The following is a 24,726-nucleotide window of genomic DNA, read 5'->3' on the forward strand; positions in this document are numbered from 1 at the left end:
GTTCAATAATGAACGCACAAATAAAGAGGAGTCCTTCAATAGGGCTCCTCTTTATTTGTGTTAACTATTCATTGCATGAAATGAAGATCTTTGTTCAGGACTACTGTTTACGTCTCGGAACAAATCCCATACGTTCTTTAACTGCATCCAACGTTTGAGCAGCAACTTCTTCTGCACGACGGGCTGACGTATCCAGAACATCCGCCAATTCGCCAGACTCACGAATCTCATTATATCGTTGTTGCAGCGGTTCAATCACAGATACAACCACTTCAGCCAGTTCCTTTTTGAACGGACCATACATCTTGCCTTCATAACGCTCAGCTACTTCCTTAAGCGTCATACCTGCACATTCAGCATAAATACTCATCAGATTGCTGACTTCCGGTTTGTTTGCCGGATCATATACGACTTCACGTCCCGAATCTGTAGTGGCACGGCTGATTTTTTTGCGAATCACATCCGGCGGATCCAGCAGGGCAATATAGCTGCCAGCGTTAGGGTTACTTTTGCTCATTTTCGAAGAGGCATCATCAAGTGACATTACCCGTGCACCCACCTGCGGAATATACGGATCTGGAATGGTGAAGTACTCCCCATAACGGTGGTTAAAACGTCCTGCCAGATCACGTGTCAGTTCCAGATGCTGCTTCTGGTCCTCACCTACGGGAACAAGGTCAGCATTGTATAACAAAATATCAGCCGCCATTAATGATGGATACACAAACAGTCCGGCACCAACGGAATCTTTACCGGATGATTTATCCTTAAACTGAGTCATGCGTTCAAGCTCACCCATGGAGGTCAGCGTTGTCATCAACCAGCCCAATTCCGCGTGCTGCGGTACATGGGATTGCAGAAATACGTTAGATTTCGACGGATCAATACCTGCTGCAATAAACAGTGCGGCTACCGCTTCAGACTGTTCACGCAATGCTGCTGGCTCCTGAGCCACGGTGATGGCATGAAGATCAACCACCATGAAATGACATTGATAGTCATGCTGGAGTTTTACAAAATTTTTGATTGCACCAATATAGTTGCCCAATGTGAGCTTACCGCTTGGCTGAATACCTGAAAGTACTGTTTTCATTACACATAACGCCTCCCTGATTGTATATAAAAAACTCCTGCCATTCTCTGCGAACGCAAAAAGGCCCCACATCCGCAAGGGACGTGAGACCGTGGTGCCACCCTTATTCGCTTTTCTTCGATTGCTCCTGACCCTGAAATCAAGTCAAGCTGAAGAAATGCCTTCATTGTTCCGTAACGTGGATTATACGGCAGACTCTAGTGGGGCAAGCCCATCTCTGGCTTAGCCTGTTCAAACCTACACTCAAGGGTCCATTCGGTAAAGAGCTCACACCGGTTCACATCAACCACCGGCTTTCTGGAGAGGATTCTCTTGGCCTACTTATCCCTGTCATCGATTTCATGTCATTTAATTCTAATAAATGCTTTCAGAGTTCCATCTTAATGCGCACAGGCATGAATGTCAAAATGAGTTGAACTTTTTTACCCGAGACATCAAAATCTGTTATGATGGAATTGCTTATCCTGTTGCCTGCTTCACACGAAATAGCGCAGGAAATCGCTGGCATGTACACAACGACACGCCTGCAGCAGTAGCTTCATCACAACTGCTTGCAGACAGATTTCAAGTGGGAAAAGGAGCATCGATATGAAACAAGTGACCAAAGGCCAATGGAATGGTTACGACACGTATATCCTACATAGCCGTGAATTGGAAATCACCCTGCTGCCGCGTCTTGGAAATAATATTATTTCTATTCGCGATTTAGTGCAGGACAGAGATGTCGTCCGCCGTCCGGATGAAGACGATCTTGCCTTTTATCTGCAGAAGCCGTACCATTTTGGCGTTCCTCTCCTGATTCCACCAGGGCGCATTCATCGTGGACAATTCGAATATGAAGGCGTTCGTTACCAGTTTGATCAGAACACGGCGAATGACAACCATATTCACGGTCTCCACCGTACCCAATCCTGGTGTGTCAGTGACATTGAGGAAGATGAAGACGGCTGTGCAATTACGACTGAATTACTGACCGAAAATGAAGAGCATTGGATGGCCCAATTCCCGATTCCCCTAAAACTTGAGATGACGTTCAGTCTGCAAAACGCTGTATTTAGCCAGCGTCTGCGAGTCACCAATCTGAGCTCAACACCTGCTCCTTTTGGGATGGGATATCATACATGGTTTTTGTTAGACGGCAAACCTGCCGACTGGACACTGCAACTGCCTGTTTCCGGAATATACGGACAGAATGAAGAACAACTACCGACAGGTGAATTGGAATCCCTGGGTGAATGGTCTGCTCTGAACGAAGGCATCAATTTGCAGAGACGTAACTGGGATACCCTGTTGAAAGCTACCGAAGGTGAACCGGCTACGGCTTACTTACGCAGGCAAGATGGGTATACATTGAAATATTCAGCAGATGAAGCATTTTTCAAACATTGGGTTCTCTTTACCAAAGGTGAATCCGATCAGTTCTTGTGCATTGAACCGTACACTTGGCTCCCGGATGCACCTAATTTGGCTTTATCGGATGAACAAACCGGGTTGATTCGCTTGGAACCGGAACAGCCTGTTGAGTTATTTACACGTATTGAGGTTATACCTCCCACAGACTAAGCGAGCTGATCATTCTCTATTTTGCTTTTACGCATATCACCCTCTATTTTGATATCCAAATACAACTTGCCGACCCGCATTGGGTCGGCTTTTTTATGTGTCCTGCGCACTGATAGTTATCCATATTTTCCCTTACGCCATATCATGTATATTTCCGTATTCTCTAACCATACTAACATCACCAACCCATAAGGAGGTGACACATATGTACGGAAGTCAAAACCAAGGTAGCGGTAGCCGCTCCAACAACCTGGTCGTTCCCCAAGCAACAGCAGCATTGCAACAATTGAAAATTGAAGCTGCTCAAGAGCTGGGTGTAACTATTCCACAAGATGGTTACTACGGTAACTATACTTCCCGTGAGACAGGTTCTCTGGGTGGATACATCACTAAACGTCTGGTGCAAATCGCTGAGCAGCAATTATCGGGTCGTTCGTAAGCTCGTAATTATTGCTTGAGCCTAAGCAGAATCCAAAAGTAAAAGCGGCCTTCTTCGGAAGTGCCGCTTTCTCTTGTGCAACTAATTAGGAGGTCGACTCCATATCTGAATCCTTGTATGTATTGGTTCTAGGGTAACGAATCATCAGGCTCGCCATATTGTAATTAGACTCCATCGTTGCATCTACCAAAATCATACCTTGTCTTACTGTGAAGTCGTACGATATTTCGCCATGTGTCCAATTACGTTTGAATTTCAACGTCTCCAGTGCCATTGCCCGGAAAGAAGTTCTCTGGGTTTCGTTTAGCCCTCCTTCCTCCACATCCATCTGCCCATCTCGTCCAGCTATCGGATTATGTCGAATACCGAATTTCCCAATTACGTTGTTTCGTATTTGCACAAAAACTACCCCTGAATCTAACCCTGATAACTCATGATCAAGTTCTTTGAATACCAGATCCAACTGTCTCGCTAATGAAAGCTCATCAATTTTCATATTAACACTCTCCTTATATGCTTATAGTCCTATACAGCAAGGACTTACGACTCATTATATGACATCATATGTGCTCATTCAACAAAGAACGGCAAAGTTGGGTATTTCTAACTATGATTTGCACAATTAATTGCCATTTCACTTCCTTAAACTGAGCTTTTTCACTTAATTACGACAAAATCTTCGAGAATCAAAAAATGAGGATTCTGTACAAAAAAAGGCTGCAATCCTGTGTCTGTTAACACGGAATTGCAGCCTTTTCATGTATATTCAACCTATTCTATTCAACCTATTTTTCGGTTGCTGTCATCTGCAGAAACTGCTCAATATCGGCAATAACCAAGTCCGCAGCATTTTGCCAGAATTCCGGTTGTGTCAGGTCCGTACCCAGATGTTTCTGAGCAAGTTCTTCAACCGTCATACGCCCTGTATCCCGCAACAAATCATCGTATTTATCTGCAAATGCCGTTCCTTCTTGCTGTGCTCTCGCATAGATTCCCGCACTGAACATATAACCGAACGTGTATGGGAAATTATAGAATGGCACACCAGTCAGATAGAAATGCAGTTTGGATGCCCAGAAATGAGGATGATCTGATGCAAGTACACCGCAGAATGCTTCCTGCTGGGCCTCCACCATTAATTTGGATAATTCATCCGCGTTGACCAAGCCTTTTTTGCGTTGTTCATAGAAACGATTCTCAAACAGGAAACGGGCATGGATGTTCATAAAGAAAGCCACACTTCGCTGTATCTTGTCTTCCAGCAAAGCCAGCTTCTCTTGCTCATCTGTTGCCGCCTGCACCAGGGCATCTGCTACAATCAGTTCAGCAAACGTGGACGCTGTCTCAGCCACATTCATCGCATAACGTTGATTCAATGCAGGCAACTCTTCCATAATGTGCTGATGATATCCATGCCCAAGTTCATGCGCAAGAGTCGACACATTAGATGGTGTCCCGGAGAAGGTCATGAAAATCCGGGTTGCTTTGCTAAGTGGCAAAGACGTACAGAATCCGCCTGGACGTTTGCCAGGACGATCTTCTGCTTCGATCCAGCGTTTCTCAAAAGCCATCTCTGCAAACGAGGAAAGTTTAGGACTGAACTTGGCAAACTGTTCAACAATATTGATGGCTGCCTCATCGTAAGTGATTTTGCCACTTGATTTACCTACAGGTGCATCTACGTCGCTCCAGCTGAGCTTGTCTACCCCCAGCAGTTCTGCCTTGCGCTCCAGATATTGAACAAGTGCAGGTTTGGCACCATTAATCACATCCCACATCGTATCCAATGTCTGACGTGACATCCGGTTGATGGCCAGAGGTTCTTTGAGGATATCATCCCAGCCACGTTTCTCATATAACTTCAGACGGAATCCCGCGAGGTGATTCAGCGTGTCAGCACAGAAATCTTCGACATCAGTCCAAGCTTGCTCCCAGTTTGCGAATACCGTCTCGCGTACATTCCGATCACTATCGCTCAGCTTGTTGGCAGCCTGTCCTGCGGAGAGCATCACCGTTTCCCCATCTTGCTCAAATGGAATGTTCACCTTGCTGACAATGGTGTTATAGAATTTGCCCCAACCATGGTAACCATCCACACCCAGATCCAGTGCAAGGCCTTCCAGTTCAGGCGACAGCTTCTCACGAGCCAGCGTGCGACTCTCGTTCAGTACAAATGCCAGCGGCTGAATATCTTCCCGAGCAATCCAAGCGTCCCACACCGAATCCGATGTCTGACTGAGTGTATTATCAAACTTCGATTTGCTGCCGTTCAGCATCGCACCAAGGGAACTGATAGCGCCTTGAAGCTGCGTTGCCTTTTTGTCCTTCTGGTTTTGCGATGAGAGGCAGGATACAAACGCAGATCCTTCCGATATGCGGATATAACAGCTTTGCAGCAGTTCCAAAATCGGATCAAAAGCTGCCGTCTCTTCTAATGAAGTCGGTGCAGCTGTTTCGTTCAACAGATGTTGCAGTTTACGAACATCCTCTTCCAGTTCAATCAGATACGCAGCAAATGTCTCGGAGGAAGAACCTCCACTAAAAATGGACTCCAGATCCCATACGGGGTGTAATGGCGTTTTCATTTAATAAGGCACCTCTCTCTATAAATTGGATGGTTAGGATTGAATTAAAAACTGGTTTTATGCGTGCCATATCTCTATACTAGAGAAATAGCTACAGAGGTTGTTCAAAAAGTCCACTTTTGATTACGAATCATGCCTAACGGCATCATCAGCATCGAATATGAAATTCAGCCGAAATAAGCGGATGCTTACGAAGGTTGTTTCCTTTGGAAACAATGTAGTTGCTCACGTAGTTTGCCTACGCTCCGCTACTCCATTTCTAGCTTCATTCCATCTTCTCGGTACTGAAAACCAGACTTTTTGAACATGTATTCATAGTAACTTTCAGGAGGTAAACGTATGAAACCTTTACAAGTATCGGCTGATACAGCCGTCAAATTAGCAGAATCCCTGGGCGTACCTTTGGAGCACCTGATGCACATGCCCCAACATATCCTGATGCAGAAGATTGCGGAACTCGCCAAACAAGAAACCTCCAAACCTTCCGCACCAGAAGGCGAACAAGAATGATTCCGTTTGAGAACAGCTGGCCTTACGATATTGTGATGGGAGACATCTATGTACAGCAATGTCCCTACTGTCATGCAAGCAACGTGCTGCTCCCCCTCAAACCCAAAGAGCTTGTGCTCATTCGCGAAGGCAAAAAGAAATTACTGGTCTTTCCCTGCTGTAATACAAGCATGACCGTGATCGACAACGACAGTGACTATTTGTTATCCAGCCGTCCTGTCCGTAACTAATGTAAAATCAACCTAGAGGGGGCTGCGCTTTGCAGCCTCTTTGTCTGTTTCCAGCATCTCTTCAGGGAGTTCCAACTTACTTGAAATCATCTGCTCACGCAGCACGGCCCACTGTTCCCTTGAAGCACGAATCATGGCCGCATCTGTGATCCGCTTGTCATGAATGACCTTGCTGAACCATTGCACTGCTTCATTAAACCGTCCTACCCTGCGGTTCAATTCCCCGAGCAAATACAATAGTTTCGCTTCATTGCCACCCGTTCCTTCACGTTCGAACACCTTCACATAGGCTTCCAGGCTAAATTCAAGAAAACGATGTTCCTGTGTATGGTCCTCCATATAACGATACAACCAAGCTATATGATGCAACAGACCAGCAACGACACGATCTTTCTCCCGGATAACCTGTGCGCACAGCAAGGCAAGCTTGTACGTTGCCAAAGCCTGTTCCAGTGTTCGTGCTCCGCTATAATCACGTTTTACCCAGCGATTACCGACCTGTTCCTTAAAAGCCTTGCGCTGAGCATCATTCAAATGCTCCGTTGCGTTCTCCGTCGAGGCAAACCCGCACTGCGGACAGATGCGAACCACATAAAAATCTGGATTCTCCAGCTTGTAGTACGCACAAAAATCCGAATCCGTCCGGTAGGGCCTTTTCAAACTCGGTCTTACCCGTGAGGTTTCATACTCGGTTTCGCAATAATGACAGGTCACTTTCACCTTATACAGCGGCTCTAATTCCAATCTCTTCCATCCCTCTCCCGTACGCTTGTAATCATATTCGGATCTACGGTGTATTCACAAAATGATGTGCAGGCCCGGATAAACGCTGCAGGATAAACGAATGCAAGGGCTCCTCCACACCAATCTGTGTTAAGGCTTGATCCATACATGCAAGCCAAGCTTCGGCCCGTTCAACCGTCACTTCAAAATGCATATGACGGGCACGCATCATCGGATGTCCAAATGCCTCGGAAAACAGCCCTGGTCCTCCAAAAAATTGAGACAAAAACATATACTGCTTGTCGATGACCGGCTGAATATCTTCCGGGAAAAGCGGAGCCAGTTGCTCATTCTGCTGAACGATTGGATAGAAAGCCTCGACCAGTGCGCGAACACCTTTCTCACCGCCAAGATTGTCATAAATACTCAAACTGGGATTCATACGTCTGATTCCCCTTTCTGATGTCGAATTTTGCCATATATTACACGTTCCGTGAACATTGTGAAAACAGTAACAATATCAAGACCCCAAAAGCCTTTATCTCCATTCTATCAAAAAAAACCAAAAAGTCCTATATAACATGAAATCATCAGGACATGTAACCTGACCATCTGTATATAGGACCTTCTTCAAAAAATAACAAAAAAAAGCGCCAACCGCATAGGTTGGCGCACTAGATATTCCATTAATAACTCCGCCAGTCCTCTTCCTCAGAGCGTACCAGCGAGGCACGTATCACATATACAAAAGCACAGACCAGGATTCCGGTGACAAGACTCATGATCATCACTCCATCCGAATTGAATTCCACCTTGGAGACAATTAGGTGACGTTCAGGCGTTTTTCTCATTTTAGCATACATCACTCAAAAACACAGCCACTTTTGCAAGCGCTTTCTACGTATAATTTTGTACTGTTTGTCCACTTTTTTTCATATATTGATGGCAATAGGCATCACAGACTTCCGCACACCGACCATTCCAAAAATAAAGGAGAAGAATTCATGGCTGCTTCACAACGACTCACCCATGTCCTGGTCACACTCGCTCTCCTGATCCTTTGTGTGTTAATGGTCTTGTATCCAGCGGAAACCTGGCATGCAGGTGTACGCGGACTGTCCATCTGGTGGGACGTATTGTTTCCCTCCCTTTTTCCTTTTTTGGTGCTGTCCGAGCTGCTGCTCGGCTTTGGCATTGTTCATTTTCTAGGTACCTTGCTTAATCCACTGATGCGTCCATTGTTTCGTGTTCCCGGAAGCGGTGGTTTTGTATTTGCCGTGAGCTGTGCATCCGGTTATCCAACAGGGGCGAAACTGACCGCTCAGTTATGGGAACAAAAGCTGGTTACCCGGGAAGAAGGAGAACGGCTCGTTGCCTTCACGACATCATCCGATCCGATCTTCATGATTGGAGCGGTATCGGTTGGCTTCTTCCATAATGTCGCCATCGCCCCAGTATTGGTTGCGAGCCATTACGCTGCAGCTTTTCTGGTGGGTATGCTCATGCGTTTTCACGGGGGTACAGCAAAAGGCTCACAGCCAGACATCTCTTCTGCATCTCCACCGAGGGAAATACATAGAAACAGACTGGTCCGGGCCATCTATGCAATGCATGAGGCAAGAAAGGCTGACGGACGGGCATTCGGTGAACTGCTGCGCCAGGCAGTCTCCTCATCCCTTCGCCTTATTATTATCGTAGGAGGGCTGGTTGTATTCTTCTCGGTCATGATGGAGCTGCTTGTACAGACTGGTTGGCTTGGTGGATTATACGGGATAACCGAGCAATTGCTTCGACATAGCGGGCTTCCTCCATCCTTATCTCCTAGCTTGGTCGGGGGGTTATTTGAAGTAACGCTGGGGAACAAAGAGGCCGGAAGTGCCGGTGCATCCATCCCTCTCGTCTATAAAGTCGCAGCAGCAGCCTTTGTTCTCTCCTGGGGCGGATTATCCGTCCATGCACAGATTATGAGTATTCTGAGCAACACATCCATGAGATACGGTCCATTTCTATTTGCCAGAGCAATTCATGCGCTAATCGCACCTGTGCTTGTCCTGATGTTGTGGACACCTATGATGGGGCGTTCCTCTTCACCCGTTCTCATGGAGCCCGGTTTCATCCCATCGTTATCAACGTATACACCGGACTGGGGACTGATTTTCTTATCCGGAATGATTGTTTTTGTAAGCCTCATCGTATTGTTGTTATTCCTTGCGATATTATTTTCCATTCTCAAGCCTAGACGACATGCTAAAAATAAGTGAACGATTCATCTATATTTAACTGAATATGCGCCCAAACGTTGTGTTCTTCCGCGGAATTGATTATCATCGGTAGTATAATGACCACAAAGGAGCTTTCATCTTGAGATACTATGTTCAAGACCGCGGAGACCAGTTATCGATTGATCTCAGTCAGCAGTTTCATGCGCTGGCGAAGGAAGAAGGGTTCAAGCTGGATGCAGAATCGCCGGAGATTGTTATCTCCATCGGGGGCGATGGTACGATGCTACAGGCATTTCACAATTTCATCGACCGCATTCCGGATATTGCTTTTGTTGGGGTTCATACAGGCCATCTCGGCTTTTACGCCGATTGGAAGAAGGAAGAATTACGTGAATTAGTCAGGCTGATGAGTGGCAAAGGAGATCCGGAGCGTCTCAAACCACGCATTGTACAATATCCGCTATTGGAGCTTGAGATTCGCAAAAAGTCGGGGAATTCCTCTTACATCGCCCTTAATGAATTTACGTTAAAAGGTGTAGACGGTACCGTTGTGGCGCAGGTCGATATTAACGATGTGACATTTGAAATGTTCCGTGGAGATGGCATCTGTGTATCCACGCCATCAGGCAGCACGGCATACAACAAAGCCCTTGGCGGTGCCATGGTTCATCCAACCATCGAGGCGATTCAGATTGCGGAGATTGCATCGATTAATAATCGGGTCTATCGGACACTTGGTTCACCGGTTATTTTGCCCAAGCATCATCATTGTGATATTTTCTCCCGCAAGGATCAGCGGTTATTGATGACGATTGATCATGTGAACGTGATGGTGGAGGATCTGATCTCCGTCCGTTGTCAGGTATCCAGTCACAAGGTCAGTTTCGCACGTTTCCGCCCTTATCCATTCTGGAACCGGGTTCGCACGGCATTTCTTGACTAAAATAAACACACCAAAAAAGCGGTCCTTCTCAGGAACCGCTTTTTGCTTTGGCTTGAGGCTGATCCTTGCTCTTCTGAAGCACAAAGTACGCACAGCCAAAATTACAATATTCATTGATATAATCCACCATACTGGCGATTGTGGAATCCTTCGTCGCTTTTGGATGGTTATCACGGTAAAAACCTTTTAACCTCAACTGGCTATAACCCCAGTCCCCGATAATATAATCATAACGCTCCAGCACTTCACTGTAACGATCGCGGAAGACCTCTGGATTCCAGCCCTCTTTGTGGTTCTGGACGATTTCATAATTTTTGCCGCCGATCTGTACAATGACCGGTTCTTTGGGCTTTTCCTCAACTGATTCAACAACCGATTCCTGAACCGGCTCCTGGATCTGCTCCTGAAGTTGTTCCTGAATCTGTTCTGTGATTTTTTCTTCTTCCAATCCGGTATCCTCCATCACGCGTGTGTTGCCGCCTGTTCAGCATGTTTGGTAGCCGATTTCACCTGTTCATGCGCATGGTAGGAGCTGCGAACCATCGGGCCGGATTCGACGTGGCTGAACCCACGTTTTAATCCTTCCTGTTTCAATGCAGCGAACTCCTCTGGCGGATAATACTTTTCAACATACAGATGTTTCTCCGATGGCTGCAAATATTGACCAATCGTCATAATATCACAGTTCACCGCACGAAGATCATCCATTGTTGATAAAATTTCATTATATTCCTCACCTACACCAAGCATAATGCTTGATTTCGTAGGGATGTTAGGTTGCATTTCTTTGGCACGAGCAAGCAATTCCAGTGAACGTTTATATTTCGCCTTGGCACGCACTTTGTCTGACAACCGCTCAACCGTCTCAATATTGTGATTCAGAATGTCCGGTTTGGCATCCATTACAATCTGCAAAGATTCCCGATCGCCCAGAAAGTCTGGAATGAGTACTTCAACGCTGCACAATGGCAACCGCCGCCGTACGGCCTTCACCGTCTCTGCAAAAATCGTAGCTCCCCCGTCTTTCAGATCGTCACGGGCTACACTTGTAATTACGCAGTGTTGCAGATTCATCTGCTCTGCTGCTTCCGCCACACGTTCTGGTTCCTGCAAATCAAGCTCCGTTGGCAAGCCTGTATTCACCGCGCAAAAACGGCATGCCCTTGTGCAAATATCGCCCAAAATCATAAAAGTGGCCGTTCGATTGGCCCAGCATTCATAAATATTCGGACACCGTGCTTCCTCACATACCGTATGCAGCGTTTTGGAACGCATCATCGTTTTCATTTCCTGATAGTTATCGCCGGTTGTCAATTTGATCCGAATCCAATCCGGCTTCGGTTCTTTAACACGTTTTGCCAATGCATAAACCTTCTTTCTACTGAAGTTAGGCTGTTGCTCGGAACATATTATACCATGAAAGCGCTGGAAAAACCCCCATTTGTCACATCTTGTGCATTCATGCCCGATATGGACAATTTGTATAATTGGATTCCCCCCCAAGAGCTTACATGGATAAAATGAGAACTTTTGAAGAACGCTAACCTTTAGCTTGGTTCATCGGGTACCTTGTATCATTCTAATGGAAAGGGGTTGCTTCCCAGTGCAACAACGCTTGACCTTCAGGCACACGTGCCGCTTTTGGATCAAAACATTACTTGCAGGTACTCTGCTTCTCCCATTCTTGCCTGTTGAAGTTTACGGTGAACCCGCCCAGGCCGCTCCCAAACCACAGGTTGCCGAGTTAAAACCCGCAGAAATTTTCGCTGCACGTCGCCATTTATATGAAACCATCGGTCAGATGACCCAGATTCCCTGGTACAGGCTTGCTGCCATTGATCAGTATGAACGAACGATTACTCGTGCACATCCAAAGGATCGCAAGCATCCGGAGCGGCTTACGGGTATCTTCATGACCCCTCCGGCCTGGAGAGGATGGCTAAATCCCGATGAGACGGATCAACATCCGGAATCCATTCTTTTTTTCAAAGGATATGGACGTGATGGTTCAGGAGACGGTATAGCGGATGCCAACAATGATCAGGATGTGCTGTACAGCATGGCTTCTGTTATTCAAGGTTACGGAAACAAACAAGAGGACTTCAACATTGCCTTGTGGGAATATTATCACAACTCCCGTGCTGTGCAACGGATTCAGCAATTCGCGAAGTTATATGAGCATTTTGACAATCTGGATCTATTCGGACATGCCTTTCCGGTCCCGCTCGGAACCAACTACTCCTATCGTAGTACCTGGGGGACAAAAAGAAGCTGGGGCGGTTATCGCATTCATGAGGGAACGGATATCTTCGCTCCGCATGGCCTACCTGTGCGCAGTACCTGTTACGGGGTCGTGGAAATCAAAGGCTGGAATCCGTTTGGCGGCTGGCGCATCGGAATCCGTGATTTGAACAATCATTATCACTATTACGCCCACCTTTCGGGTTTTGACAAAAGTGCACGCATCGGTGAAGTTGTGATCCCCGGTCAGGTCGTAGGTTGGGTTGGCAGTTCGGGTTACGGGAAACCTGGGACACAGGGTAAATTCCCTCCACATCTGCACTATGGAATCTACCGGGATAGCGGACTGCACGAATGGTCGTTCGACCCTTATCCACAACTGAAACATTGGGAACAGGATGAACGCAAACAAAAGAACAAGAAAAGCAAGTGAGACGAGGATATGCACGATCAGCAAAGCGAAAAAGGGGCTGTCTCAAAAGCCCCTAAAAGCGTATCGGCAAAAAGAAATAACACTCATAGGTTCAAAAAAGGACAAAGCAGAGGTTTATCCTGCTTTGTCCTTTTTGCGTTTTTCCGTCATTGCGGCTTTTTTAAGCAGATTGTGGGCAAGGCAAAGCCACCCGACCTCCAGGCTTACTTTTTGCAAGCCGCGAAGCAGGAATCTTCGGAATCCCCGGTTGTTTTTGATTTGTCCAAATACACTCTCTGGCTCCGTCATGCGCTGAACAGAAAGGGTGTATCCTTCCTCGCTGCGCAGTCGTTCCCGCATCTCGTTTTTTTGCCGCATATAGGTCAGACTGATCGCGATCTCCCGATTGCCTTTGGCTTTGGTGCATGTTGCTTTCAGAGGACATGTACTACAATCTTCACTTCGATAATGGCGGGTACGAATCGTGTAACCACTTTCCGTGACCGTCTCGCTTTCATACCGAAAATGTAACGTCTTCCCAGCTGCACAGGTCCATGCATCTTCCGTTTCGTTATAGCTCCAGTTGTCCACCTTGCCAATCGCTTGCTTCCACGCCCTGGTTTTCTCCTTGTGGTACGTCCCATATTTGACGATTGCCTGGATGTTTTGCTCTTCGAAATAGCTGTAATTCTCTTCACTTCCATATCCTGCATCCGCAATGACGGTCTTCGGTCTTTTGCCGAGCGTTTCTTCGAAATGATCGAGATGGGGCTTCAGACATTTCGTGTCTGTGGGTCGCTGGTGCACCGTGTAACCCAAAACAAACTGGTTTTCCGTTCCAATCTGCACATTGTACCCAGGCTTCAATTGACCATTTCGCATATGATCTTCTTTCATTCGCATGAACGTTGCGTCTGGATCGGTTTTGCTATAGCTATTGCGCTCCCCTGCGGTTTGGATCTGGTGCTCATACTTTTGCAGCCGCGGTAGCAAGTCTTTGCGTAACTGGCGTACGGCTTTCTTTACGATTTTGTTTTTCTTGTAAAGATTCCTCCAGTTGCTCAACGGCTTTTTCTAGCTTTTCTGCCGTGAGTGCAGACGCTTCCCCGAGCTCAGGGAGGTCTGTACCCGCATGGAGCGCATCTTCTTCACTTTCGGCCGCTTCGATGGTTTGGAACAGGGTATGTACTTTTTCTTGCAGCTTGGCCTGGTACTTGACGACAGCCTTTTTCCAGACAAAGGTGTACCGATTCGCATTCGCCTCAAGCTTGGTTCCGTCCAGAAAGTAGTGATCCATGGACACGTATTGCTCCTGAACCAGCAGTTCCAGCACATGGGTAAACACCGTTTCCAGTACCTCTTTCATCCGCTCGGAACGGAAGCGATTGATGGTCCGAAAATCCGGTTGTTGCCACCCAGCGAGCCACATGAACATGATATTTTCGCGAACAGTCTTGGCGATTTGCCGGGATGAATAGATGCGCTGAGTGTAGGCGTAGATGATGATTTTGGTGAGCATTTTGGGATGATAGCTATGGCGGCCTCCGCCAGGATACGCCGAGTAGAAAATGGAATCGCTCAGGCGATTGACTGCGTCATTTACAACACGAACGAGGTGATTTTCGGGGATATCTGTCTCCAAATCCATTGGCAAGAAAAGTTGATCCATGGTATATTGAATGTACAAAAGAAGCCCTCCTTAGAAATGGTTGCTCGACACTTCCATTTTACCAAGGAAAGGCTTCTTTTTGTTTTACAATTTGGAAAACAGGTCTGTCCCTAGCCATTTTTATGACTTATGAGACAGCCCCTTTCTTTGCTTAGTAATTCAAATTTGTGTGTATCATGGGTGCGCGTCCTTATTGAGCTGCAATCCCCCATTCACATCAGGCAGATCATCCGGCTCAATTTCAAGTTCATTCCCTTGCAAATGGTCTGACGGCGTCTGTTGCTGATTCTGGCCAGGGGGATTCGTAGTTACTCCATTACCGCTTGATACACCCGTATGACCTGATGGCAGCGCAATAGCTGGGGCATTACTGCCGTTACTGCCCACTGGCTTGCCCTGATTATCGTAATAATACATTGGCACATCCCCGACAACCAAAAGGTAGGAAATCGGGATTTCCGTATCGACCGTTTCGGGTTCCATGTCGAAGGGCACCACGACCGCGACCTCAGCAATGATGTGAATGTACACTTCCACCAAAATCATGTTAATACCCGCATTCTGTTGACGGGTGTTCAGATCCACTTTGACAGCACCTTGGGGCTCAATACGAACCGGTATACTCGGGCCAAATGAAGCCAACACCGGACTGCCCAGCGCCTGCCCCAGTGGGATTTTTTCTTTTAACATGTGTACATTCTGCAGCGTGGATTGCACAATATTCATCGTACTTGCTGTGATTCGCATATGCTCATTGTAGTTCAGCATGAAACCGGACACTTTCCCTGCGGTATCCGTCTTCCAGTCAATCAGCCCTTCGTTGGTTTTGCCATCTGCAACCTGTGCTGTAATCGCCTTGTTGATCGCTTCAGTTGCAATCTGCTTCACTCTGATCTTGGCCAAGTGCATGATGGGGGGCTTCATCTTTTTATCCACATAAGCAAAGCCCTGCATCAAACAAAACGCAGTGACCAATAAAATGATCAACCACATTTTGCGCTTGCCGCTTGGCGGCTTACGGCGTCTCCGGCTTCGCCATTTTCTTCTCATCATCGAAGTGTCCCTCCCCTGCGGGATGAGCTATAGGCTATATGTTAACCTTATGCACCGTTGTCCCGAAAAAGAAGGACAGTACGTGGACACCGGACAGAAAGTAACAACAACATTAAAGGGACAATTACTCCTCATTGGCTAACCTAACCGCAAATCGGAAACTAGGTAAACAGAGATAAAAAAAGCCTTTCGCCCGCAGATTACTCTGCAAAGCAAAAGGCTTTATGTTCAGACTACCCAAAGATTCAGGTAATGTCTATCCTTTTATTTCGGAACAGATTCCCAGTCTTTCAGGAAACGTTCAATCCCGCTGTCCGTCAGTGGGTGTTTCCAAAGTGTCGGCAGAAGCGAACCTGGAATGGTGGCAATATGCGCACCGGAAAGGGCTGCATCCTCTACATGTTTGATATTGCGAATGCTTGCTGCGATAATCTCGGAAGGCAGATCATACATGTCCAGAATAAGACGCAGATCACGAATCAATTTCATACCATCCACCGCAATATCATCCAAGCGCCCAACGAATGGACTGATGTATGTTGCACCGGCTTTCGCCGCCATCAGGCCCTGTGCTGCGGAGAAAATCAGCGTTACATTGGTTTTGATCCCTTTTTGCGTCAACTCATGACAAGCGTACAGCCCATCTTCGGTCATCGGCAATTTAATGACTACATTCGGTGCCCATTCTGCAATTTCATAAGCTTCCTTCAACATATCCTCGGCTTTGAGACCGATGACTTCAGCACTGACCGGGCCTTTAACCACGCCACAGATCTCCTGAATGACTTCTTTAAATACGCGACCTTCTTTGGCAATCAAAGACGGGTTAGTCGTGACTCCATCCACCAGACCCAAACGTTCGATCCGTTTGATTTCTTCCACATTCCCTGTATCCAAGAAAAATTTCATGATATGTTACCTCCACTTGATGAATTCGTAAACACGTATAAGTCATTACCCGATGTTCATCATATGTTAACAGTTATATATAAAATTAATTTTTCTCTACAGCGTGACCGCCAAATTCATTACGCAATGCTGCTACCACTTTACCTGTGAATGTATCTGTTTCCAGGGAACGGTAACGCATCAACAAGGACAAAGCGATAACCGGTGTAGCGGTTTGAAGATCAAATGCCGTTTCTACCGTCCAGCGTCCTTCACCAGAAGAGTGCATTACACCTTTAATTTCATCGAGGTTTGCATCTTTGGAGAAGGCACGTTCTGTCAGCTCCATCAACCAAGAGCGGATAACGGAACCGTTGTTCCATACGCGAGCCACTTGTTCGAAGTCGAAATCAAATCCACTTTTCTCCAATACGTCAAAACCTTCACCGATGGATGCCATCATACCGTACTCGATACCATTGTGAACCATTTTGAGGAAGTGACCGCTGCCCGCTTTACCAGCATACAGGTAGCCATTCTCCACGGAAGTATCTTTAAATGCCGGTTCAACGATTGCCCAAGCTTCCGGGTCTCCACCGATCATATAACATGCGCCATTACGTGCGCCTTCCATACCGCCAGATGTACCTGCATCCATGTAGTGAATGCCTTTAGGTTTCATCTCTTCGTAACGACGGATAGATTCTTTGTAGTGGGAGTTACCCGCTTCAATAATGATGTCACCTTTGGACAACAATGGGCTAACTTCTGCCAATACAGCGTCTACTACGTTGTGGGGAACCATGATCCACAATACACGTGGGGATTCGAGTGAAGCCACCATCTCTGCGTATGAAGATACGCCTTCAGCGCCGTATTCTTTCATTTCATTTACTGCTTCAGCATTCAGGTCAAAAGCAACCACTTCGTGTTTGTGATCAATCAAGTTTCTACCCAGGTTCAATCCCATTTTTCCTAATCCGACAAGTCCAAGTTTCATTTCAAAATCCTCCTGTTATGAACAATGTTTAAATTTTATTTGCGTTCAATATTAAAAATAAGTGCTTAACGTTTGGCGAAGTAACCGTTCCGGTAACGAATCGTTCTTTTGATCGCTGTTATCCCCAGATTTTTTTGAATCTCCTATATAGGAGAAAATCCGGGGATAAAGGCGAACGCTTTGCTTCTACAGAATCGATTTCGTCCTTTACACTACATTCTCAGCGTTTAAGCCAACCCATTTTCAAAACTGAACAGCTAATCTATATTCAAAAATTTTCACGGCCTTCCGGCCACATAACCGGAAGGGCTTATGCAAAATTGGAACGGTATATTCGTAATAGATACTGTGTTATATCAACAATTTACACCTTCGATCCAACTCGCTTCTGAGTACAAGCTCTAAGGTAATAAAACATCTCGTTCTATATCCTGCTGACTTGGAAAACTCATTTGGATTGTGCAAAATGTTCATGGGTGAGCAGAACGGATTGTACTGTTGTTTTTACTGTTGTGTTCTCTTATGCTCACTCTTTCGTTTCACTTACCACCAACGGTAGCCGTCTGCTGCGGTCAGACGATCTGCTGACTCTGGTCCATGCGAACCTGCACTGTACGTATCCAGTGGCACGCTGCCAGCTTCGAATGCTTCCTGAATCGGTTGCACCCATTGCCATGCCAGCTCCACTTCGTTCCAGTGAGCGAAGAAGGTGGAATCTCCACGCATCGCATCAAAGATCAGATTCTCGTAAGCCTCAGGGATGTTACGTTTACCTGAGTTGAAGGTCATATGCATTGGTTCCACTTCACCATGGTTCAATGGATTCTTCGCATTTAATTGAAGGGAAATACTTTCTCCCGGACCAATTTCAATCGTAAGCAGGTTAGGTTCCGTTGTATTCTCGGATTCATGCCCCGTTTTGAGTGGAGACTTGAATTCAACAACGATTCTGGTGGATTTCTCAGCCAGGCGTTTACCTGTACGGATATAAAATGGAACCTCGCTCCAGAATGGATCATCGATCCAAAGTCTTGCGGCAACATAGGTCTCGTTCTGAGATCCGGCTGGAATGCCAGGCTCGTCCAAATATCCAACAACCGAGGAACCTTGCAGCTCACCTGCTGCATATTGCGCACGAACAACTTCAGAAGCGATATTTTCTTTTGTCAACGGACGAAGTGCTTCAGCAATTTTTTGCTTTTTGAATTGAATTTCTTCAGGTGTGCAACGTTTTGGCAAATGCAAACCAATCATCATCAGCAACTGAAGCATATGGTTTTGGAACATGTCACGAAGGGCACCGCTTTGATCGTAATACGCGGCACGTTCTTCAACACCCACCGTCTCACTTGCCGTAATCTGTACATTGGCAATATAACGGTTAGACCACAACGCCTGAATTACCGGATTTGCATAGGTGAGCGTCTCAATATTTTGAACCATCGGTTTACCGAGGAAATGGTCAATGCGATAGATCTCTTCTTCCGCAAAGGTATTGCTCAGTTTTTCGTTCAGATCACGAGCCGATTGCAGGTCATGTCCGAATGGTTTTTCGATAATCAGTTTCTTCCAGCCTTTGGTGTTACCCAGGCCACTTTCTTGAATGTTTAATGCGATTGGCTCAAAGAATTCCGGTGCCACCGACATGTAGAACATGCGGTTTTCGGGAATGTTAAGCTCTTGTTCACGCTGTTGAACCAACTCCAACAGTTTGGTGTAATCTTCAAGCTTCGTATTATTTAAAGAACAATAACGGAAAGCTCCAATGAAATCACGAACCTGAGATGCTTCTTCAGGGGTCTGACGAGAGAATTCATGAAGTGACTTTTCCACATTCGCCTGGAAGTCTGTATCCGACAATTCACGTCGTCCCAAACCGATAACGGAGAAGGATTTCGGCATTTTCTGATCCATGTACAAGTTATATAATGCAGGGTAAATCTTGCGTTTGGCTAAATCGCCTGTTGCCCCGAACAGGACAAATGTCATTGCATCCATTGGAGTGCCTCCTGTGATCTGTGCAGTATAGTATATGATGTTGCAAAATGTTCAAATCCAAGCATGACAAAAGACGGAATAAGTGGGTGTGTTCCCCGCCTTGCCTCCGTTTATATAACACGCCTGAATTCAACCATGGAACATTCCTTCTCTCCACAACCTGTGTTTAGGTTATAAATTGTAACCATTTGAATTAACGTTACCCATATTACACCTGTCGTCACAGTTCGTCAATAATCGTGTCGAACCTGTGAACTCCAGTGTTTATAGGGTTTTTATTTGATGATAACGCTTTATATGGTAACATTAAGAACAATTGGTATGTGACATTTTACACATATGGCCTGTGGACAAGTAGGTTACAATAAGTATACTAATGATATTACAAGCAATACTAAATCAAAGGAGTACAATCATGAGCGATGATGAGAATGCCAAGCAAATATGTACAAAAGTGGAACAATCTTATCAGATCATTGGCCGAAAATGGGTAGCCCTCATTATCCATGCGTTGATGGAGGAACCCAAACGCTTCAGTGAGATTCACGCTTATATCCCTGACTTGAGCAAACGTGTGTTAAATGAGCGAATGAAGGAATTGGAGGAAGAAGGACTTGTGGTTCGCCATGTGGTCACGGAACGTCCAGTTCGGACTGAATATATGTTGTCACGAAAAGGCACGGAACTGGGGAGAGCGCTAAGCGCCGTGGAACGTTGGGCTGATAAGTGGCTGTAACAGCTTGAGGAAAACCTTAATGTTTATTTAGCTTGAAGGTTACCGATGTGTAATCCCGGAGGTGAGTTTCGCATTTAGCAACTGGCTAGTGCAATCCACAGCCGGGATTTTTTTAATTCAAACGGTAAATACTAATTGTGTATATAGAGACGTAATAACGCTATTATTTTGCAAACTAAAATAATGCTTGCTGCACCGTTCAAATTGTTGCCGATAATACAACGGGCTCGTCCCGGCAGATTTGCGAAATAATTGGATGAAATACATCCGTTCGGAAATCTGGCACGTCTGCCAATCTCCTCCACCGAAAATGTTGTTATATCAAGGCGTAAGTAGTCCTGCTTCAACCTTCGAGCTGTGACGTAATCCGTAATGCTGCTACCTGTCTCTTGATGAAAAATGCGGGAAGCATACGATTTGGACAGGTGAACATCTGCCGCCATCTTGCCCAATCTGATCTCATAATCCAAATGCTTTTCAATCCACCACATCATCTTCTCCAAGTGTCTAAAATGACGTGAATCCGCTAAATGTGAAAGCGCTACATTTGCACCCTCTTTCTGTTGATCCAATCCCTGACTATGGAGATTATGATCTTGAAGCGAATACGAGTTACATGGATGGAAAAACCAAGTGTATTGATTTTTTATGATGATGTAGGTGTAATCGACCTAGTACAAAAAAAGATGCCCATCCTCACTTATGTGAGGGGCATCCTTTTCACGGAAAACACTACGAATCCAACTTCCTCCCGAGTGTAATACTCGAATCCTCGAAGTTGTCCACCGTCGTCTTTTTTTCATAAAAGTGTACGGCATGTTGCATAATTCCTTCTCTTGTGTAAAACGCGTCTTCCGCCCCAAGTGGAAAAACAACCTTTTCTCCCGTACTTGCCGACTTATAGATACCCACAATCAGTTCAAGCGTATTCCGACCGCCTTGGCCATCCACCAGAAGGGGAGATCCTGTCTCAATAGCATTTAACACATTCTCAACTTGCCCAGCGTGACCGACATGAGTAACATCCGGTAATTCGTCAGCGAGCTTCTGTATCTGGTGTTCCAACTCTCGATTTGGTTCCGGAAATCCGTTATTCCGCGCGGTAGAAGCAACCACTTTCCAAGGTGCAGATACCCGGGCTTCTTTGCCCTGAAAAATTAACTGTTGCTCCTCTCCGTGATGTACGACGGAACTGGTAATCATGCCAAGCGCCCCTTCCTGGAAGCGAAGCATCGCCATGGATATATCCTCAACTTCGGCATTATCATGTGCCGTATTTGCCATCATCGCCTGTAGTTCCACTGGAGGTCCCATCATCCAGAGCATGGCATCAATATGATGCACCGCATGATTAAGGGTACAGCCTCCGCCTTCTTTTTCCCATGTCCCGCGCCACCACAGATCATAATAATTGTGGCCCCGCCACCAGAACGAATCAACCTGCACATGGACGATGGGGCCCATCCTTTTACTGTCCAGCACACCTTTCAGCTTCATCATCGGTGTTGTAAACCGATTCTGTGCTACTACGGATAGTAGCTTGCCACTTTCTTGCGCTGCTCTCAACATCAGATCCGCTTCCTCCAGGGATGAGGCCATCGGTTTTTCAACCAACACATGTGCAGCTGCTTGCATAAAATCACACGCAATGGAAGCATGTGTATACGGCGGCGTGCAGACTGATACCAGATCAATATTTTGGGCAAGTAACTCTGTGTAATCCGTAACGGCTTGTGCACCTTCCAGTCCATATTCGTTAATTTGCTTCTCTGCCTTATCCACGTACATATCGACCACAGCAACAATCTGACATCGCTCAGGGAACGCCAAATATGCTGAGATATGTGCTCCACTAATTGCACCTGCTCCGATAATCGCTACTTTTAACATCGTTGCATACCTCCTTTATTCCCCTCACAATACACAATAATAAAGCGCTTTTATGCGTTCATCTTGTGCTAAAATAAAACTATCTTGCGCATGATAAGGGAGGCATTCATGAAGTCCATCTTTCTGGGAGAACAATTTAATCTGGTCTGTCGTCGTACATCCAACACTACGTCTCGCGAAGTGTTCCATGCTCATTCGCAGCTGGAGATAACCTATATCCACGAAGGATATGGGCAGTTGATAACCGAAGGTCAGGTTTTCTCCCTTGAACCCGGTATGCTCATGGTTTTTCGACCTTTCCAATTGCACCACGTCCAGATTCAAGTATCCAGACAGCAGCCTTTCATTCGAAATGTACTCATGGTTGAGCTTGATCTACTGAAGACACATTGGTCGCAATTTAGAGTTACTCACCACTTCATACAGGATCTGCTGGGAAAGCAATCCCCCATTCAGCCCATCCGACTTGCTGCCACATCCCCACTCGTTCAACGAATGGAACAATATGCAGATACGTATCCAGGTCTGCTTCCCCACGAAGTAGAGGAGGATACACGCCTCTTTGTATTGGATCTGCTCGCACAACTTCGCTATCTGTGGCAAGACGGGCAGCAAATCCGTTCCCAAGATGTACTTTCGTCCAGTCCAAATGTACTCCACCCTCATGCCGAAGCCATTATGCAGTGGATTGAACAGCACTACCAGGAGCCTTTCCGTTTGGAGCATATCGCAGATACACTTCATCTGTCCCCCTATCATCTATCTCATGTATTCAAAAAAGCGACTGGCACCACCATCGTTGCTTATGCTCAAGCCACCCGCATTCGTCATGCCTGTGTGTTGCTCACCCGTTCCTCGCTCACCGTTCCTGAAATCGGTCACCGTGTCGGTATGACAAGCCCCTCCTACTTTTGCAAAGTATTCCGTACTACCACAGGCTCTACACCACATCAATATCGGCTGAAGGTGCAGGGGAGGAAGTAATGGGATCACAACAACAAGAAAGAAGCGAAAGAATTCACTTCTCCGCTTCTGCTCCTCTTTCACAGTTCACCAGACTCAACGCACATTGAGCTCCAAGCGTTTCAAATAGGGAATTAGGCGTCTCTCTAGATACCTTAAATCATCCTTCTGCTCCGCTGACAATCGTTCCTCATGGGTACTTCCATCCTTGTCCATCACCATAACTTTGTATTTTTTCATTTGTTCATAGACAGACTTGAACTCACGATATTGTTCCTTGGTAAATGTTTTCTCTGCCCGTTCCAACTGTTCCTTCCAAAATTGCTCCTCGTCCATCAATTTTTTGGAGGAACTTCCACCCACAGCTTCCAGCTTCTCAAAAAATGGTTCCAGCTCAGCTACAAGAAGGTTATATTGTTCTTGCTCTACTGTACTCCACTGCTCTGGATGCATATTGCCCTGAGAATCGGCATACTTCACGGCCATTTGCCCTAATTGCTTCAGCAAGTCCATATATTGAACAAATTCTTCTTCGCTGAAATGGGCCTTGGCCGTCTGCAGCTTTGCTTCCAACCTCATATAATCCTCAGCTGTTCCCCCCATAGCTTTGATATTCTCCTGCGAACCATATATTCCGTCTGCGAGATAGGTGTATCCTGCGTAGGCTCCGGTGGGAACAATGAGTACAACAGCCAATAGCCCAGTTACCAGCCATTTTTTTCGATTTCTTCTGATGTGTGAATCACTTCGAATACCATCCATCATTTTATGTTTAATTCTCACAGGAACGGACCAGTCTTTGGTCTCTTCCTGGTAGGCTGTTCGCAACTGTTCATCGAGTTTCATGCAGATCCTCCACCTTTCCCCGCAATCTTGGATTCATCTTCTCTTTCTGTCTCAACTTCGCCAGCGCCGCATGTATGCGCGATTTTACGGTTCCAAGCGGAATCTCCAATATGTCAGCAATCTCCTCTTGCGTATATTCATTCAAATAATGAAGTGTGACCACCTGCTGCAGCTTGTACGGCAAACGGCGTACCTGTTCCAGCAAAGGACGATTTGCCAGTTTGTTGACCAGATCAGTGGAAAAATCATATTCTAGTCCCACGTCAGATTTTTCGATCCGCTTGCCAAACCGAAACTGCATCAATCTTTTGCGTCGATAACTCTGAACCTGTCGCATCGTCACCCCCATCAACCAGGGACGAAAAGCACGCTCCGCATCATATCGCGCCAATGATCGATACGCCTGAATGTAAATCTCCTGTACTACATCCTCCGCATCAGACTTGTCCTTGATGAGAAATCGCACAGTTTGATATACCCCCGTCACTGTTTTCTCATATAATTCACCGTACGCTTCTTCATGCCCAGCCCGTATTAACGTTACAAGTTCTATGTACTCATCTTGCTCACTCATTATCCATCCCCTTCCTCCTTACACTATATATTGGCATGCCAGCATCATATCGTTCGATTTATTTATTGAATGAGTAGGTATGGCTGAATCTGATACAAAAAGGTCCTCTGGTGTTTATAATGATATAATATACCTAATTTTGATATAA

Annotated in this window: 25 protein-coding genes, 1 pseudogene and 1 other annotated feature; of the genes and pseudogenes, 9 read left to right on the forward strand and 17 right to left on the reverse strand. The window is 46.1% G+C overall.

Annotation, left to right across the window (positions count from 1 at the left end):
* Nucleotides 1–100: 100 nt before the first annotated feature.
* On the reverse strand, nt 101–1,093 hold the full coding sequence (gene trpS, locus BS614_RS28555) for a tryptophan--tRNA ligase (protein WP_036605729.1): 993 nt from the start codon (nt 1,091–1,093) through the stop codon (nt 101–103).
* A gap of 74 nt (nt 1,094–1,167) precedes the next feature.
* Nucleotides 1,168–1,436: a binding site (T-box leader), on the reverse strand.
* 245 nt (nt 1,437–1,681) lie between these two features.
* On the opposite strand from trpS, the gene BS614_RS28560 reads away from it, so the two are divergent.
* Together BS614_RS28560 and BS614_RS28565 are read left to right on the forward strand one after the other, a co-directional pair.
* A complete protein-coding gene (locus BS614_RS28560) occupies nt 1,682–2,656 on the forward strand; it encodes an aldose 1-epimerase (RefSeq protein ID WP_047841309.1) in 975 nt (324 codons plus the stop codon).
* A gap of 205 nt (nt 2,657–2,861) precedes the next feature.
* Nucleotides 2,862–3,095: an alpha/beta-type small acid-soluble spore protein gene (locus tag BS614_RS28565; RefSeq protein ID WP_047841310.1), complete on the forward strand. Its 234-nt coding sequence runs from the start codon at nt 2,862–2,864 to the stop codon at nt 3,093–3,095.
* 85 nt (nt 3,096–3,180) lie between these two features.
* Here the strand turns inward: BS614_RS28565 and BS614_RS28570 are convergent, their stop codons facing one another.
* Together BS614_RS28570 and BS614_RS28575 are read right to left on the reverse strand one after the other, a co-directional pair.
* Nucleotides 3,181–3,591: a hypothetical protein gene (locus BS614_RS28570; RefSeq protein ID WP_036605727.1), complete on the reverse strand. Its 411-nt coding sequence runs from the start codon at nt 3,589–3,591 to the stop codon at nt 3,181–3,183.
* A 289-nt stretch (nt 3,592–3,880) separates the two neighbouring features.
* Nucleotides 3,881–5,680 (reverse strand): M3 family oligoendopeptidase, encoded by a 1,800-nt coding sequence (locus tag BS614_RS28575; protein ID WP_074096389.1) that lies wholly within the window; start codon nt 5,678–5,680, stop codon nt 3,881–3,883.
* A 339-nt stretch (nt 5,681–6,019) separates the two neighbouring features.
* Between BS614_RS28575 and BS614_RS28580 the strand changes: the two genes are divergently transcribed.
* Together BS614_RS28580 and BS614_RS28585 are read left to right on the forward strand one after the other, a co-directional pair.
* The gene (locus tag BS614_RS28580) at nt 6,020–6,190 is read left to right on the forward strand and encodes a YycC family protein (protein ID WP_074096390.1); all 171 of its coding nucleotides are present in this window, start codon (nt 6,020–6,022) and stop codon (nt 6,188–6,190) included.
* On the forward strand, nt 6,187–6,420 hold the full coding sequence (locus tag BS614_RS28585; RefSeq protein WP_017692378.1) for a hypothetical protein: 234 nt from the start codon (nt 6,187–6,189) through the stop codon (nt 6,418–6,420). The genes BS614_RS28580 and BS614_RS28585 overlap by 4 nt, the downstream gene beginning before the upstream one ends.
* A 12-nt stretch (nt 6,421–6,432) precedes the next feature.
* Here BS614_RS28585 and BS614_RS28590 read toward each other — a convergent pair whose 3' ends face one another.
* From BS614_RS28590 to BS614_RS31685, 3 genes are all read right to left on the reverse strand, one after another.
* A complete protein-coding gene (locus BS614_RS28590) occupies nt 6,433–7,164 on the reverse strand; it encodes a DUF2225 domain-containing protein (RefSeq protein ID WP_074096391.1) in 732 nt (243 codons plus the stop codon).
* 43 nt (nt 7,165–7,207) lie between these two features.
* A complete protein-coding gene (locus BS614_RS28595) occupies nt 7,208–7,585 on the reverse strand; it encodes a globin domain-containing protein (RefSeq protein ID WP_036605723.1) in 378 nt (125 codons plus the stop codon).
* 244 nt (nt 7,586–7,829) lie between these two features.
* Entirely contained in the window at nt 7,830–7,994 is a 165-nt protein-coding gene (locus BS614_RS31685) for a hypothetical protein (protein ID WP_155984997.1), read from the reverse strand.
* Between the two features lie 153 nt (nt 7,995–8,147).
* Here BS614_RS31685 and ylbJ point away from each other — a divergent pair, with 153 nt between their 5' ends.
* Together ylbJ and BS614_RS28605 are read left to right on the forward strand one after the other, a co-directional pair.
* Nucleotides 8,148–9,404, forward strand: coding sequence for a sporulation integral membrane protein YlbJ (gene ylbJ, locus BS614_RS28600; RefSeq protein ID WP_074096392.1), 1,257 nt, complete (start codon nt 8,148–8,150; stop codon nt 9,402–9,404).
* A 100-nt stretch (nt 9,405–9,504) separates the two neighbouring features.
* Nucleotides 9,505–10,308: an NAD kinase gene (locus tag BS614_RS28605; protein ID WP_036673293.1), complete on the forward strand. Its 804-nt coding sequence runs from the start codon at nt 9,505–9,507 to the stop codon at nt 10,306–10,308.
* A 28-nt stretch (nt 10,309–10,336) separates the two neighbouring features.
* On the opposite strand, the gene BS614_RS28610 is transcribed toward BS614_RS28605, so the two are convergent.
* Entirely contained in the window at nt 10,337–10,756 is a 420-nt protein-coding gene (locus BS614_RS28610) for a YutD family protein (protein ID WP_244898220.1), read from the reverse strand.
* 14 nt (nt 10,757–10,770) lie between these two features.
* A complete protein-coding gene (gene lipA, locus BS614_RS28615; protein ID WP_017692371.1) occupies nt 10,771–11,670 on the reverse strand; it encodes a lipoyl synthase in 900 nt (299 codons plus the stop codon).
* 241 nt (nt 11,671–11,911) lie between these two features.
* Here lipA and BS614_RS28620 point away from each other — a divergent pair, with 241 nt between their 5' ends.
* Nucleotides 11,912–12,982 carry a M23 family metallopeptidase gene (locus tag BS614_RS28620; RefSeq protein WP_074096393.1) on the forward strand — a complete coding sequence of 357 codons (1,071 nt, stop codon included), beginning with the start codon at nt 11,912–11,914 and terminating at the stop codon, nt 12,980–12,982.
* A gap of 114 nt (nt 12,983–13,096) precedes the next feature.
* Here the strand turns inward: BS614_RS28620 and BS614_RS28625 are convergent.
* The 5 genes and pseudogenes from BS614_RS28625 to zwf form a co-directional block, all read right to left on the reverse strand.
* Nucleotides 13,097–14,648, reverse strand: a pseudogene (locus tag BS614_RS28625) (IS1182 family transposase).
* A 156-nt stretch (nt 14,649–14,804) separates the two neighbouring features.
* On the reverse strand, nt 14,805–15,683 hold the full coding sequence (gene yunB, locus BS614_RS28630) for a sporulation protein YunB (RefSeq protein WP_074096394.1): 879 nt from the start codon (nt 15,681–15,683) through the stop codon (nt 14,805–14,807).
* A gap of 264 nt (nt 15,684–15,947) precedes the next feature.
* The gene (gene fsa / locus BS614_RS28635) at nt 15,948–16,592 is read right to left on the reverse strand and encodes a fructose-6-phosphate aldolase (protein WP_036605718.1); all 645 of its coding nucleotides are present in this window, start codon (nt 16,590–16,592) and stop codon (nt 15,948–15,950) included.
* An 85-nt stretch (nt 16,593–16,677) separates the two neighbouring features.
* Nucleotides 16,678–17,571 (reverse strand): phosphogluconate dehydrogenase (NAD(+)-dependent, decarboxylating), encoded by an 894-nt coding sequence (gene gnd / locus BS614_RS28640; protein WP_017692367.1) that lies wholly within the window; start codon nt 17,569–17,571, stop codon nt 16,678–16,680.
* 543 nt (nt 17,572–18,114) lie between these two features.
* Nucleotides 18,115–19,569 carry a glucose-6-phosphate dehydrogenase gene (zwf, locus tag BS614_RS28645; RefSeq protein WP_074096395.1) on the reverse strand — a complete coding sequence of 485 codons (1,455 nt, stop codon included), beginning with the start codon at nt 19,567–19,569 and terminating at the stop codon, nt 18,115–18,117.
* Nucleotides 19,570–19,984: 415 nt separating this feature from the next.
* On the opposite strand from zwf, the gene BS614_RS28650 reads away from it, so the two are divergent.
* The gene (locus BS614_RS28650) at nt 19,985–20,305 is read left to right on the forward strand and encodes a winged helix-turn-helix transcriptional regulator (RefSeq protein ID WP_036605715.1); all 321 of its coding nucleotides are present in this window, start codon (nt 19,985–19,987) and stop codon (nt 20,303–20,305) included.
* Nucleotides 20,306–20,436: 131 nt separating this feature from the next.
* On the opposite strand, the gene BS614_RS28655 is transcribed toward BS614_RS28650, so the two are convergent.
* Together BS614_RS28655 and BS614_RS28660 are read right to left on the reverse strand one after the other, a co-directional pair.
* A complete protein-coding gene (locus tag BS614_RS28655; protein ID WP_157116239.1) occupies nt 20,437–20,799 on the reverse strand; it encodes an AraC family transcriptional regulator in 363 nt (120 codons plus the stop codon).
* A gap of 238 nt (nt 20,800–21,037) precedes the next feature.
* Entirely contained in the window at nt 21,038–22,195 is a 1,158-nt protein-coding gene (locus BS614_RS28660) for a Gfo/Idh/MocA family protein (protein WP_074096397.1), read from the reverse strand.
* Nucleotides 22,196–22,303: 108 nt separating this feature from the next.
* Here BS614_RS28660 and BS614_RS28665 point away from each other — a divergent pair, with 108 nt between their 5' ends.
* Nucleotides 22,304–23,179, forward strand: a complete 876-nt coding sequence (locus tag BS614_RS28665) for an AraC family transcriptional regulator (protein WP_074096398.1) — start codon at nt 22,304–22,306, stop codon at nt 23,177–23,179.
* A gap of 75 nt (nt 23,180–23,254) precedes the next feature.
* Here BS614_RS28665 and BS614_RS28670 read toward each other — a convergent pair whose 3' ends face one another.
* On the reverse strand, nt 23,255–24,004 hold the full coding sequence (locus BS614_RS28670; RefSeq protein WP_074096399.1) for a DUF3600 domain-containing protein: 750 nt from the start codon (nt 24,002–24,004) through the stop codon (nt 23,255–23,257).
* A complete protein-coding gene (locus BS614_RS28675) occupies nt 23,991–24,578 on the reverse strand; it encodes a sigma-70 family RNA polymerase sigma factor (protein ID WP_074096400.1) in 588 nt (195 codons plus the stop codon). The genes BS614_RS28670 and BS614_RS28675 overlap by 14 nt, the downstream gene beginning before the upstream one ends.
* Nucleotides 24,579–24,726: the final 148 nt, after the last annotated feature.

The organism is Paenibacillus xylanexedens (genome assembly GCF_001908275.1).
Lineage (GTDB): Bacteria > Bacillota > Bacilli > Paenibacillales > Paenibacillaceae > Paenibacillus > Paenibacillus xylanexedens_A.